This window comes from Stutzerimonas stutzeri RCH2, assembly GCF_000327065.1.
GTDB classification, from domain to species: Bacteria; Pseudomonadota; Gammaproteobacteria; order Pseudomonadales; family Pseudomonadaceae; genus Stutzerimonas; species Stutzerimonas stutzeri_AE.
In genome coordinates this window covers 580,297-593,092 of the sequence record NC_019936.1, presented here as the reverse complement: position 1 = coordinate 593,092, position 12,796 = coordinate 580,297, and the positions used below count along the sequence as shown (strand labels likewise).

The following is a 12,796-nucleotide window of genomic DNA, read 5'->3' as shown; positions in this document are numbered from 1 at the left end:
TGCCAGCAAGCGTAGTCGGCGCTGGCGATGGATCAGCAGTGAACCATGCTGTCATGCGGCGGTTGAAGCGAGGTATCGGCCAAAAGGTCCGCGCGTCAGGCAATCGGCGCGGATGGCGGAACGGCAGACGAGGAGTCGGAGGCAGGCCCATCCGAAGGATTCAGCGCAAAGCGCAGATGAATGCCGAAGCGGCTGCCCAGGCCCGGCCGTGACTGCTGCTCCAGCCGCCCGCCGAGCAGCTCGATCAGGCCGCGACTGATGGCCAGACCGATGCCGAGGCCGCCATAGCGCCGCGTCATCGAACCGTCCACCTGGCGGAACTGGTGATAGAGGAAGGCCTGGTCGGCATCGCTGAAGCCGATGCCGCTGTCGATGACTTCGACGTTCAGCTGCAGCTGGCGCGGCTCGACCGCACCCGTGAAGCGCAGGTTCACCGCCCCGCGAGCGGTGAATTTGACCGCGTTGTCGAGCAGATGGCAGATGCACTGCTCAAGCTTTTCGGCATCGCCGTAAACGCGATCAGGCAGCTGTTCGTCGAAGTCGAGGTCGAAGGCGAGCCCTTTTTCGCGGGCCAAGGGCGCGAACTGCTGGTGCAATCGTGCTGCGGTCTCGCGAAGACTGAACCGCTGATCCTGCAGGCGCAGCTTGCCGGCACGCAGCTCGCTGAGCACCAGGATGTTATTCACCAGACGCATCATGTCGCGCGCCGATCCGGTGGCGATGTGCTGATACTGCTGCAGCTCTTCCGGTGTTTCGGAGGCGGGCAGCAGCTCCAGCGCGCCCATCACGCCCATCATCGGCGTGCGCAGCTCATGGCTGATATTGGAGAGAAATTCATCCTTCAGCCGGTTGCTCTCGGCCAGCTCGCGGTTCAGCTGTTCCAGGTCGGAGCGGGCGCTCTCCAGGATCTTCGCCCGCTCGTCCTTGAGCGCGTTGATACGATCGGCCAGCGCCATCGACAGCAGTACCACTTCCAGCGCCGCGCCCAGCTGGCTGGCATACATGGTCAGGAAATTGTGCGGCAGATGGCCGAGCACCATCAGCGTGTTGATCTGCCCACCGATAAGCAGCGCGCTCCAGGCGATGATGAAGTAGCGCGCCACCCGCATGCCACGCAGCCAGGCGAGGATGCCGGCGGCAAACACCGCCAGGGTGAACAGCAGCGCCAATGCAGTCGCCAGGCGCAGCGACAGGCCGTAATCGGTGGTCAGCGCCAGCACCATCACCACCACGGAGAAGCCGATGATCAGCCGTAGCAGCCGGTCCATCCAGCGGCTGTGCTCGGCGGTGCGCAGGAAGCTGCGCGTGAACAGGCAGCCGAACAGCCCGGTGGCACCGATCAGCAACGGCGTGGCAGCGTTGGCCCACCAGGGCCGATCAGGCCAGAGAAACTGCACCCCGGCACCGTTCACCGAGACCTGGTAGAGGCCGAACGCGGCGATGTAGAGGATGTAGAACAGGTAGCTCTGGTCGCGGATGCTGACATAGATGAACAGGTTGTAGACCAGCATCGCCAGCAACACGCCGTAGATCATGCCCAGCACATAGATGCGCCCGGGCTGCGCCTCGAGGTACGCATGCTGCGACCAGAGGCTCAGCGGCACCTGGATCGACCCCTCGCTCGCAACGCGCAGATAGGCACGTTGCGGCTGGTTGGGCTGCAGCTCGATCTCGAACAGGTAGTTGCCCTGGCGGATTTCGCGGCTGGCCCAGGGCTTGGTATCGCCGGTATCCCCGGCCAGGCGGTAGCCACCCTGGCCATCGGCCAGATACAGCTGCAGGCTGTCCAGCGGCGGATAGGCCACTTCCAGCAACCAGCGCCGCGCTCCCTGCACCGTCTGTGGCCGGTAGTTCAGGTCGACCCGCACCCAATGCACCGAGCGGGAATAGCCGGCATTGAACACGGCGTTCTGATGCGGCTGAAAGCGGCTTTCGAAAGCCGTCGAGGTGATGTCTTCTATGCGCGCTTCGCCGAGCGGGTCCTCGAACACCTGCATGACCTGGCCCAGCGGCAGGTGACGGGTGTGCTCGTCGAGTTCGACAGCACTGGTCACGACAGGCAGAAGAGCCAGGAAAAAGAGGAAGACGTACCGCATGATGCCTCGTGCAGGCCGGGCGGCGAATGCGAATTCACGCCCGTGAACCCCGCCGCTGCGTCCGAAAATCAAAGTGCCAGCAATCTACCACAGCGCTCGTTCTCGCCGGAAAGGCGAATCGCTCCCGCCTGGATTAGCCGATGGCCGGCAATCGCAGCGATGGCGGATCGACGCACAACTGCCGCGTCCCGCCAGCGCGGTTTGGTGATAAGCTCGCACGCCATGAAAAACCCTACTTCACGCCCCGTCGTCCTCTGTCTTTCCGGCCATGACCCCAGTGGTGGAGCCGGTTTGCAGGCGGACATCGAAGCCCTGCTGGCGCAGGCCTGTCACGCCGCGCCGACCGTCACCGCACTGACCGTGCAGGATACCGTCAACGTCTCCGACTTCCGCGTGCTCGACCGCGAGTGGGTGCTCGCCCAGGCCAATGCGGTGATCGCCGACCTGCCCATCGCAGCGGTCAAGCTGGGCATGCTCGGCTCGGTGGAGATGGTCGAAACCGTCCTCGAGATCATGAGCAAGCTGCCCGGCGTGCCACTGGTCTGCGACCCGGTGCTGCGCGCCGGTGGCGGCGGCGCACTGGGCAAGGATGATGTCGGCTATGCCATGCGCGAGCGGCTGTTTCCGGTGTCGACCATCGCCACGCCGAACCTGCCGGAAGCGCGCATCCTCGCCGAGCTGCCCGAGGGCAGCGCGGACGAATGCGCCGAACGCCTGCTGCCGCATATCCGCCACCTGTTGATTACCGGCGGACACGGCGACGAAAGCCAAGTGCACAATCGTCTGTACTGCCGCGATGGCAGTCGCCACGATTTCACCTGCGCGCGCCTGCCGGGCAGTTACCACGGCTCCGGCTGCACACTGGCCAGCGCCCTCGCCGGCCGCCTGGCCCTGGGCGAGGAGCTGACCAGCGCAGTCAGGTCCGCACTCGATTACACCTGGCGCACCCTGCGCGACGCCGAGGCGCCCGGCCACGGGCAATACATTCCCCGGCGCCTGCCGCTGGACCTGGCCTGACTGGAGAGCAGCGCATGAAGGACTCGACTCGCCTGCGCGGCCTGTACGCCATCACCGACAGCAAGCTGCTCGCCGACGGTCGCCTGCTGCCATATGTCGAAGCAGCACTCAAAGGCGGCGCCCGGCTGCTGCAGTACCGCGACAAGTCCAGCGACGAGGCGCGGCGCTTGCGTGAAGCCGATGCGTTGCAGGAACTCTGTGCCCGGCATGGCGCGCAACTGATCATCAACGACGACGCCGAACTGGCGGCGCGACTGGGCGTCGGCCTGCACCTCGGCCAGGAGGATGGCTCGCTCGCCGTCGCCCGGGCCCTGCTCGGCCGCCAGGCAGTCATCGGCGCCACCTGTCATGCGCAGCTGCCGCTGGCCGAACAGGCCGCGCGTGACGGCGCCAGCTACGTCGCCTTTGGCCGCTTCTTCCAGTCGCAGACAAAGCCAGGTGCGCCTGCGGCCGATCCTCAGCTGCTGCGCGAGGCTCGCACCCGCATTGGCCTGCCGATTGTCGCTATCGGTGGCATCACGCCGGAAACGGCACCGAGTCTGCTCGCCGAGGGCGTGCAGATGATCGCCGTGGTCCACGCCCTGTTCGCCGCTGACAGCCCGGCCGAGGTCGAGCGCCGCGCCCGAGCGTTCAGCCAGTTGTTCAATACTCCCTGATTCCGCCACGGCTGACCCGCCCCACGGCGGTCAGCCCCTGTTTTGCGAGGCCCGCATGTCCCGTTCCGAAACCCTCTTCGCCAGCGCCCAGACCCACATCCCGGGCGGCGTCAATTCACCCGTTCGCGCCTTCCGCAGCGTCGGCGGCACCCCACTGTTTCTCAAGCATGCCGCCGGCGCCTATGTGATCGACGAGGATGACAAGCGCTACGTCGACTATGTCGGCTCCTGGGGTCCGATGATCCTTGGCCATAGCCATCCCGAGGTGCTCGATGCCGTGCGCCGCCAGCTCGAGCACGGGCTGTCCTACGGCGCGCCGACCGCCATGGAAACCGAGATGGCCGAGCTGGTCTGCCGCCTGGTGCCATCGATGGAGATGGTGCGCATGGTCAGCTCGGGCACCGAAGCGACCATGAGTGCGATCCGCCTCGCCCGTGGCTATACCGGCCGCGACGCCATCATCAAGTTCGAAGGCTGCTACCACGGTCACTCCGACAGCCTGCTGGTCAAGGCTGGCTCCGGCACCCTGACCCTGGGTGTGCCGAGTTCGGCAGGCGTGCCGGCGGACTTCGCCAAGCACACCCTGACCCTGGCCTACAACGACCTCGCTGAAGTCGAAGCCACACTGAAGGAAAAGGGCGAGCAGGTCGCCTGCATCATCGTCGAGCCGGTCGCCGGCAACATGAACTGCGTGCCGCCAGCGCCGGGCTTCCTCGAAGGCCTGCGTAGCCTGTGCGACGCACACGGCGTAGTGCTGATCTTCGACGAAGTGATGACCGGTTTCCGCGTCGCCCTCGGCGGCGCCCAGGCCTACTACGGCGTGACGCCGGACCTGTCGACCTTCGGCAAGATCATCGGCGGCGGCATGCCGGTGGGCTGCTTCGGCGGCAAGCGCGCCATCATGGAGCGTATCGCTCCGCTCGGCCCGGTCTATCAGGCCGGTACCCTGTCGGGCAATCCGCTGGCCATGGCCGCCGGCCTGACCACCCTTGGCCTGATCAGCCGTCCCGGCTTCCACGACGAGCTGAGCGCCTACACCAGCCGTATGCTGCAGGGCCTGCAGGACCGCGCCGATGCCGCGGGCATCCCGTTCGTCACCACCCAGGTGGGCGGCATGTTCGGCCTGTACTTCAGCGGCGCCGACGACATCGTGACCTTCGCCGACGTCATGGCCAGCGACGCCGATCGCTTCAAGCGCTTCTTCCATCTGATGCTCGAAGGCGGGGTCTACCTGGCGCCGAGTGCGTTCGAGGCCGGCTTCACCTCCATCGCCCATGGCGACACCGAGCTGGCAATCACCCTGGAGGCGGCCGAGCGCGCCTTCGCCAAGCTCAAGTGAGCGAGACGATGCAATTGCTGCAAGCGGTACTGCTGTTCCTGGCGGCGGGCGCCAGCGCGGTATGGATCGGCCGCAGCCGACGCCACTACGGCGAAGCGGATCAGCCGGCACTGTTCAGCGCGATGCTGGGTTTCATCCTCGCCGCGGCGAGCGGTGCATGCGCTGCGGCGAGCCTGATCGGCCTCGATCTTGAGGAAGCCCAGCAGTGGCTGGAGCGCGCCAGCTTGCTGCTCGGCCTGCCACTGATTGCACTGGCGGCGCTGACCCTGGCACGACGCTGGACTTGGAGCCGACCGAACTGGGGACGCGTGGTGCTGGGGCTGTGCGTGTTCTTCGAGCTGGCGCGGCAGCTTGGCTGGAGCGAGCCCTACGCGCTCGGGCTGATGCTGACCAGCGCGCTGCTGATCATCTACGCCGGCGCACTGCAATGGCCGGCGAGTCTGCCGGCCGCTGCCGGAGTGGTCGCTGGCATGCTGCTCCTGGCCTCGGCACCGCTGCCGGCAGGCATCCTGATGGACAATCCGCTCAGCGAGCTGCGCCCACTGCTGCTGGCCATCGCCAGCCCGTTTATCGCCGCCCTGCTGGGACGCCTGCCGGGCAACGCAGGCGGAGACCAGCCGGCAGCCGCATAAAAAGCCGATGGCAGGCGGTTAAAGGCTTTGTAAGCAGACTGCAGCTTATCCATAATGTGACGGCTGGCTCGTTCCAGCCTTTCATTACCGCCCTGCTCCTCGAGGCGCCAGATTTTCATGATCCGCACCGGCCGCATCCTGTCTTTGGGCTGTCTGCTGCTTCTCTCGCCTCTCACGGCCATGGCCGGCGGGAACACTTTGCTGATCCCGGCGACTGCCCGCTGCGCGCTCGACACGCTCCCCGAAGAACTGCCGGAAGCCCTGCGCAGCTGCCAACAGGCTGCCAGCGAAGGCGACGTGCAAGCCGCTTACGAGCTGGGTGAGTTCCATTACGACGGTCGCCGTGCACCGCGCGATCTGGCCAAGGCGTTGTATTGGTTCGAACAGGCATCCCTGCGCGGCCATGCGGCGGCACAGCACCGGCTCGGCGTGATGTTCTTTCGTGGTGAGGGCGTCAAGGCCAACAATGTGCAGGCCTATATCGTGCTGAAGATGGCCGCGGTCAACGGCGAAGACGAAGCACTGGATACCGCCGACCGGGTTTCCGCGCAGATGCGCCGCGACGAGCTGGAGATCGCCACCCAGGTGCTCGGCCAGATTTTCCGCGACTACCTGATGCAACTGCAGGCCGCCGACGCACCGCTGATCCCCTGAGCGCCAGCGAAACCCTGCGGCATCCTCCCGCGCTTTCCCCTGCTCGGCCGTGGGCATATAATCGCCGGTCATTTTTTGCACAACGCCGGCCCGTAACATGACCCGCAAGCTTTTCATCGAAACCCATGGCTGCCAGATGAACGAGTACGACAGCTCGCGCATGGTAGACCTGCTGGGCGAACACCAGGCCTTGGAAATCACCGAGAACCCGGCTGAGGCCGACGTGATCCTCCTCAATACCTGCTCGATTCGCGAAAAGGCCCAGGAAAAGGTCTTCTCGCAACTGGGCCGCTGGCGCGAACTGAAACTGGATAATCCGCAGCTGGTGATCGGCGTTGGCGGCTGCGTGGCCAGTCAGGAAGGCGCGGCGATCCGCGACCGCGCCCCGTACGTCGACGTGGTCTTCGGCCCGCAGACCCTGCATCGCCTGCCGGAAATGATCGACGCCGCGCGCACGACCAAGAAGCCGCAGGTGGACATCTCCTTCCCCGAGATCGAGAAGTTCGACCGCCTGCCCGAGCCGCGCGTCGATGGGCCCAGCGCCTTCGTCTCGGTCATGGAAGGCTGCAGCAAGTACTGCACCTTCTGCGTGGTGCCCTACACCCGCGGCGAGGAAGTCAGCCGGCCGCTGGCCGACGTGCTGGCGGAAATCGTCCACCTCGCCGAGAACGGCGTGAAGGAAGTCACCCTGCTGGGACAGAACGTCAACGGCTACCGCCACGACGGGCATGACTTCGCCGACCTGCTGCACGCGGTCGCCGCGATCGACGGCATCGGCCGGATTCGTTACACCACCAGCCACCCGCTGGAATTCTCCGATGCCATCATCCAGGCCCACGCCGACATTCCGCAGCTGGTCAAATACCTTCACCTGCCCGTACAGGCCGGTTCCGACCGTATCCTCGCAGCGATGAAGCGCAACCACACCGCGCTGGAATACAAGTCGCGCATCCGCCGGTTGCGGGCGGCGGTACCGGATATCCTGATCAGTTCGGACTTCATCGTCGGCTTCCCCGGCGAGACCGACAAGGACTTCGAGCAGACCATGAAACTGATCGAAGACGTCGGTTTCGACTTCTCCTATTCGTTCGTCTACAGCGCCCGCCCCGGCACGCCGGCGGCAGACCTGATCGACGACACGCCGGACGAGGTGAAGAAGCAGCGCCTGGCTATCCTGCAGCAACGCATCAACCAGCAGGGTTTCGAGAACAGCCGACGGATGGTGGGCACGACCCAGCGCATCCTCGTCAGCGATTACTCGAAGAAGGACCCGGGCATGCTGCAGGGCCGCACCGAGCACAACCGCATCGTCAATTTCCGCTGCGACAACCCTCGGCTGATCGGCCAGTTCGTCGAGGTGCACATCGACGATGCGCTGCCGCATTCGCTGCGCGGCACCCTGCTGTCTTGAGAAACGCGACTGCGGCCCCGATATGGATGGGGGCCGCGACCACCTGCGCTTTCCGCTTTGCGCCCGCGGCGCTATTCTTCCCCCATCATTCCGCCGACCACGGCCAAAAATAAAGCCCTTGAACGCACCCATAGAACCGCATCGCTTCACCCTCGAACCCTTTGAAGCCCGTCGCTTCGCCAACCTCTGCGGCCAATTCGATGAGCATCTGCGCCTGATCGAACAGCGCCTCGAGCTGGAAATCCGCAACCGCGGCAATCAGTTCGAGCTGATCGGCCCGAGCGACGTGGCCAAGTCTGCCGAGCAGCTGCTGCGCCGGCTGTACCGGGAAACCAAGAACACCGAGCTCTCTCCCGACATGGTGCATCTGTACCTGCAGGAATCCGGGATGGAAGAGCTGGCCAATCCGAACGCGCATCAGGGCGTCGCCCTGCGCACCAAGAAAGGCATGATCCGCCCGCGCGGCGCCAATCAGCAGCGCTACGTCAAAGCCATTCTCGACAACGACATCAACTTCGGCGTCGGCCCGGCCGGTACCGGCAAGACCTACCTGGCGGTGGCCTGCGCGGTAGATGCGCTGGAGCGTGAACAGGTACGGCGCATCCTGCTGGTACGTCCAGCGGTGGAAGCCGGGGAAAAGCTCGGCTTCCTGCCCGGCGACCTGGCGCAGAAGATCGATCCCTACCTGCGCCCGTTGTACGACGCGCTTTATGAAATGCTTGGCTTCGAATACGTCGCCCGGCTGATCGAGAAGCAGGTCATCGAGATCGCGCCGCTGGCCTACATGCGCGGGCGCACGCTGAACAACAGTTTCATCATCCTGGATGAAAGCCAGAACACCACACAGGAACAGATGAAGATGTTCCTCACGCGGATCGGCTTCGGCTCCACCGCAGTGATCACCGGCGACATCACCCAGGTCGACCTGCCCCGCGGCACCAAGAGCGGCCTGGCGCATGTCATCGAGGTACTGAAGGACGTCAACGGCATCAGCTTCACCCACTTCAAGCCCAAGGACGTAGTCCGCCATCCGCTGGTACAGCGTATCGTCGAGGCCTACGAGTCCTTCGAGGATCGCCAGTCGCCGGCCAGCAAGCGCGCCGCACAGGATGCCGCCGGTGATTGAGCTCGACCTGCAGTGCGCCAGCACTGGCGCGGCGCCGGCGCTCGCCGATCTGCAGCACTGGTGCGAGCTGGCGCTACGCCAGCGCAGCGGCGACTCCGAACTGACCATTCGCCTGGTCGACGAGGAGGAAGGCCGCGAGCTCAACCGCACCTGGCGGCAGAAGGATTACGCGACCAACGTGCTGTCGTTCCCGGCCGACGTCCCCGACGAAATGCTGGATATTCCGCTGCTCGGCGATCTGGTCATCTGCGTGCCGGTGGTCGAGCGCGAGGCGCTGGAACAGGGCAAGACGCTGACCGCGCATTGGGCGCATCTGGTCATTCACGGCTGCCTGCATCTGCTTGGCTACGATCACATCGATGATGACGAAGCCGAGGAAATGGAAGACCTGGAACGTCAGCTGCTGGCCGAACTGGGTCATCCCGACCCTTATGCTGAAGAATCGCCCGTTTCGGGCATTTGCAAGGACTCTTGAGTCAACGACATGAGCGAAGATCGATCGATCAGCGGGCAGAAGACCTGGCTGGAAAGAATCACCCAGGCTTTTGCCCATGAACCCAAGAATCGCCAGGAGCTACTGGAAGTCCTGCGCGAAGCCCATCAGAACAAGCTGCTCGACAACGAAGCACTGGCCATCGTCGAAGGCGCCATCCAGGTCGCCGACCTGCAGGTACGCGACATCATGGTGCCGCGCTCGCAGGTCATCAGCATCCGGGCCGATCAGTCGCCACGCGAATTCCTCCCGGCCATCATCGCCGCCGCGCATTCGCGCTATCCGGTCGTCGGTGAAAGCCTGGACGAAGTGATCGGCGTGCTGCTGGCCAAGGATCTGCTGCCATTGATCCTCAAGGAGGATCAGCAGAATTTCGACATCAAGGATCTGCTGCGCCCGGCCACCTTCGTGCCGGAGTCCAAGCGTCTCAACGTCCTGCTGCGCGAGTTCCGCGCCAACCACAACCACATGGCCATCGTCATCGACGAATACGGCGGCGTCGCGGGCCTGGTGACCATCGAGGACGTGCTGGAGCAGATCGTCGGCGATATCGAGGACGAGCATGACGTCGAGGAAGACAGCTACATTCGTCCGCTGCCCAGCGGCGACTTCCTGGTCAAGGCACTCACGCCGATCGACAGCTTCAACGAGTACTTCGGCAGCGCCTTTCCCGACGACGAATTCGATACCGTTGCCGGCCTGGTGATGAGCACCTTCGGTCACCTGCCCAAGCGCAACGAGGTCACCGAGATCGACGGCTTCCGCGTGCGCGTATTGAACGCCGACAGTCGCCGCGTGCACATGCTGCGTCTGAGCCGCACGGAAAGCGCGTAGAAAGCAACCGAGTAACTCCGCGCAGCCAGCCTGCGCGGCGCTTGCGCCGAACCGGCTTGCCCGGCCGTCCCATTGCCCTTAGCCTCCCCTCCCGCATCTATTGCGCAAGGAATCTCCATGCACTGGATCACCCGCCCCGGCTGGCCGGGCAATCTGCTGGCACTGGTTGCCGGTACGCTCACCACACTGGCACTCGCGCCGTTCGATATCTGGCCACTGGCGCTAGTGTCCGTGGCACTGCTGTACCTCGGCCTGCGCGACAGCACAGCGAAGCAAGCGGCGCAGCGCGGCTGGTGCTATGGCTTCGGTCTGTTCGCCTCGGGGGTCAGCTGGGTCTATGTGAGCATTCATGATTTCGGCGCGGCCTCACCGGCGCTGGCCGGCCTGCTCACTCTGGGCTTCGTCGCCGGGCTGGCATTGTTCTTCGCACTGCTTGGCTGGCTCTGGGTACGCCTGCTGCGCAATCGTCATTCCGCACTCGGTGACGCGCTGGCGTTCAGCGCACTCTGGCTGGCATTCGATGCGCTGCGGGGCTGGGTCCTCACCGGCTTCCCCTGGTTGTACATCGGCTATAGCCAGCTGGATGGCCCGCTGGCCAGCTTGGCTCCGCTCGGTGGCGTCTGGCTGCTGAGCTTTGCCATCGCACTGAGCGCGACGCTGCTGGTCGCGCTACCTCGTCTGCGTACCGAGAAGCCGCGTCTGGCGCTGGCCATCGTGCTGCTGGCGGCGCCCTGGATTGCCGCGCTGCTGCTGAACGGGCATGCCTGGACCACGCCCAAGGGCGAGCCGCTGACCGTCGCCGCGGTGCAGGGCAACGTGGCGCAGAGCATGAAATGGGACCCGAAGAAGCTGGAGATGCAGCTGCTGCTGTACCGCGACATGACCTTTCGCAGCCGCCCGGCGGACCTGATCGTCTGGCCGGAAACAGCCGTACCGATTCTCAAGGAACACGCCGAGGGCTATCTGAAAATGATGGCCGGCTTCGCCGAACAGCGCGATGCGGCATTGATCACCGGCGTGCCGGTACGCCAGCCCAATGCCGACGGGGAACTGCGCTATTACAACGGCCTGACCACCGCCGGTGACGCCAGCGGCACCTATCTCAAGCAGAAACTGGTGCCGTTCGGTGAGTACGTGCCACTGCAGGATCTGCTGCGCGGCCTGATCGCCTTCTTCGACCTGCCGATGTCCGATTTCGCCCGCGGCGAGGCCGGCCAGCCGCTGTTGCAGGCCAAGGGACTGCAGATCGCACCGTATATCTGCTACGAGGTGGTTTATCCGGAGTTCGCTGCCGGCCTCGCGGCGCAGAGCGACCTGCTGCTGACGGTGAGCAACGACGCCTGGTTCGGCCGCTCCATCGGCCCGCTGCAGCACCTGCAGATGGCGCAGATGCGCGCTCTGGAAGCCGGACGCTGGATGATCCGCGCGACCAACAATGGCATTACCGTGCTGATCGACCCTTACGGGGACATCACTGAGCAGATTCCGCAGTTCGAACAGGCCGTGCTGCATGGCCAGGTCACTGCGATGCAGGGCCTGACGCCCTACCTGCGTTGGCGCTCCTGGCCACTGATAGCAGTGTGCGGGCTGCTGCTCGGCTGGGCGCTGATCAGGCGCCGGGCCGTAGGCTGAGAATGTGCAAGCTGTAGGGCGGGCTTGAAAGCCGCCCTGCAGGTTCTCTGCCCGGGCCGTTGAAGCCTGGAGCGCACACCACTATGGCGGCGCAATCGGCTCACTCGGCCACGCCACCGTAAACCAGCGGGTAGACGGCCATCCCCACGACTTCATTGAGCAGCATGCCGTTCTGCCAGAAGGCCTTTGCTTCCGGCAGCCAGCCGTGCAACGGCCGACCATTGGGCACGCCCATGAAACCCACTGGCGCGGCGATGACCTCAATGCCGTTCTGCTCGAAGCACCAGCGCGAACGCGGCATATGCGATGCCGAAGTGACCAGAACCACCCGCTCGACACCGGCCGCACGCAGCATTTCAGCACTGTACAGCGCGTTTTCCCAGGTGGTGCGGCTGCGCTCCTCGAGCCAGCGCGTGGTGACATCCAGGTCGCGCTGAAGTACCTCTGCGCCGAGCATCGCCTCACTGGGCGGCTGGCCGTAGTGCAGGCCGCCGCTGGTGAGAATCGGCAGCCCGGATGCTTTCGCTACGCGCGCTGCATAGCGCAGCCGCTCAAGGGCGATGTAGCCAGGCTGATCGCCGCCCCAGGCCGGATCGTTCTGCTCGCGACCCGCGCCCAACACCACAATGGCACCCGCCTGCTCGGCCAATCCTGACCATTGCGCCTCGACGAGAGCCGGCTCGTTCTCGACCAGACGCGCCGTCCACTCTACGACGATCGGCAAACTCATCAGCCAGAGCCCGGCGAACCCGGTGACGAAGCACAGCGCGGCCAGTCTTGGCGCGCGACGACGCAGCCACCATCCGAGCAGCAACAGAAGCAGCAGCAGACCCGGTGGCAACAGCAGTTGCTTGAAGAAATAGCGAATCGGCATCCGAGCTCTCCGGCAAAAGGCCAACACTCTAG

General features: G+C 64.9%; 12 protein-coding genes. 10 read left to right on the top strand and 2 right to left on the bottom strand.

Translation table 11 applies throughout. The annotated features are described in order from the left end of the window. Nucleotides 1-95: 95 nt before the first annotated feature. Nucleotides 96-2,096 (bottom strand): sensor histidine kinase, encoded by a 2,001-nt coding sequence (locus PSEST_RS02645; protein WP_015275528.1) that lies wholly within the window; start codon nt 2,094-2,096, stop codon nt 96-98. 222 nt (nt 2,097-2,318) lie between these two features. Between PSEST_RS02645 and PSEST_RS02640 the strand changes: the two genes are divergently transcribed. From PSEST_RS02640 to lnt, 10 genes are all read left to right on the top strand, one after another. Then, complete coding sequence (locus PSEST_RS02640; protein WP_015275527.1) at nt 2,319-3,113, top strand: hydroxymethylpyrimidine/phosphomethylpyrimidine kinase; 795 nt, start codon at nt 2,319-2,321, stop codon at nt 3,111-3,113. Between the two features lie 14 nt (nt 3,114-3,127). Further along, nucleotides 3,128-3,769: a thiamine phosphate synthase gene (thiE, locus tag PSEST_RS02635; RefSeq protein ID WP_015275526.1), complete on the top strand. Its 642-nt coding sequence runs from the start codon at nt 3,128-3,130 to the stop codon at nt 3,767-3,769. Between the two features lie 55 nt (nt 3,770-3,824). Beyond that, nucleotides 3,825-5,108, top strand: a complete 1,284-nt coding sequence (gene hemL, locus PSEST_RS02630; RefSeq protein WP_015275525.1) for a glutamate-1-semialdehyde 2,1-aminomutase — start codon at nt 3,825-3,827, stop codon at nt 5,106-5,108. An 8-nt stretch (nt 5,109-5,116) separates the two neighbouring features. After that, the gene (locus PSEST_RS02625) at nt 5,117-5,740 is read left to right on the top strand and encodes a hypothetical protein (RefSeq protein WP_015275524.1); all 624 of its coding nucleotides are present in this window, start codon (nt 5,117-5,119) and stop codon (nt 5,738-5,740) included. Nucleotides 5,741-5,857: 117 nt separating this feature from the next. Continuing rightward, nucleotides 5,858-6,394: a tetratricopeptide repeat protein gene (locus tag PSEST_RS02620; RefSeq protein ID WP_015275523.1), complete on the top strand. Its 537-nt coding sequence runs from the start codon at nt 5,858-5,860 to the stop codon at nt 6,392-6,394. A 97-nt stretch (nt 6,395-6,491) separates the two neighbouring features. Further along, on the top strand, nt 6,492-7,805 hold the full coding sequence (miaB, locus tag PSEST_RS02615) for a tRNA (N6-isopentenyl adenosine(37)-C2)-methylthiotransferase MiaB (protein WP_015275522.1): 1,314 nt from the start codon (nt 6,492-6,494) through the stop codon (nt 7,803-7,805). A gap of 118 nt (nt 7,806-7,923) precedes the next feature. Further along, nucleotides 7,924-8,931, top strand: coding sequence for a PhoH family protein (locus PSEST_RS02610; RefSeq protein WP_041756431.1), 1,008 nt, complete (start codon nt 7,924-7,926; stop codon nt 8,929-8,931). Next, nucleotides 8,924-9,406 carry an rRNA maturation RNase YbeY gene (gene ybeY, locus PSEST_RS02605; RefSeq protein ID WP_015275520.1) on the top strand — a complete coding sequence of 161 codons (483 nt, stop codon included), beginning with the start codon at nt 8,924-8,926 and terminating at the stop codon, nt 9,404-9,406. The genes PSEST_RS02610 and ybeY overlap by 8 nt, the downstream gene beginning before the upstream one ends. A gap of 9 nt (nt 9,407-9,415) precedes the next feature. Further along, complete coding sequence (locus PSEST_RS02600; protein WP_015275519.1) at nt 9,416-10,258, top strand: HlyC/CorC family transporter; 843 nt, start codon at nt 9,416-9,418, stop codon at nt 10,256-10,258. A 117-nt stretch (nt 10,259-10,375) separates the two neighbouring features. Next, nucleotides 10,376-11,890 (top strand): apolipoprotein N-acyltransferase, encoded by a 1,515-nt coding sequence (gene lnt / locus PSEST_RS02595; protein ID WP_015275518.1) that lies wholly within the window; start codon nt 10,376-10,378, stop codon nt 11,888-11,890. A gap of 100 nt (nt 11,891-11,990) precedes the next feature. Here the strand turns inward: lnt and PSEST_RS02590 are convergent, their stop codons facing one another. Further along, a complete protein-coding gene (locus tag PSEST_RS02590; protein WP_015275517.1) occupies nt 11,991-12,764 on the bottom strand; it encodes a YdcF family protein in 774 nt (257 codons plus the stop codon). Nucleotides 12,765-12,796 lie beyond the last annotated feature (32 nt).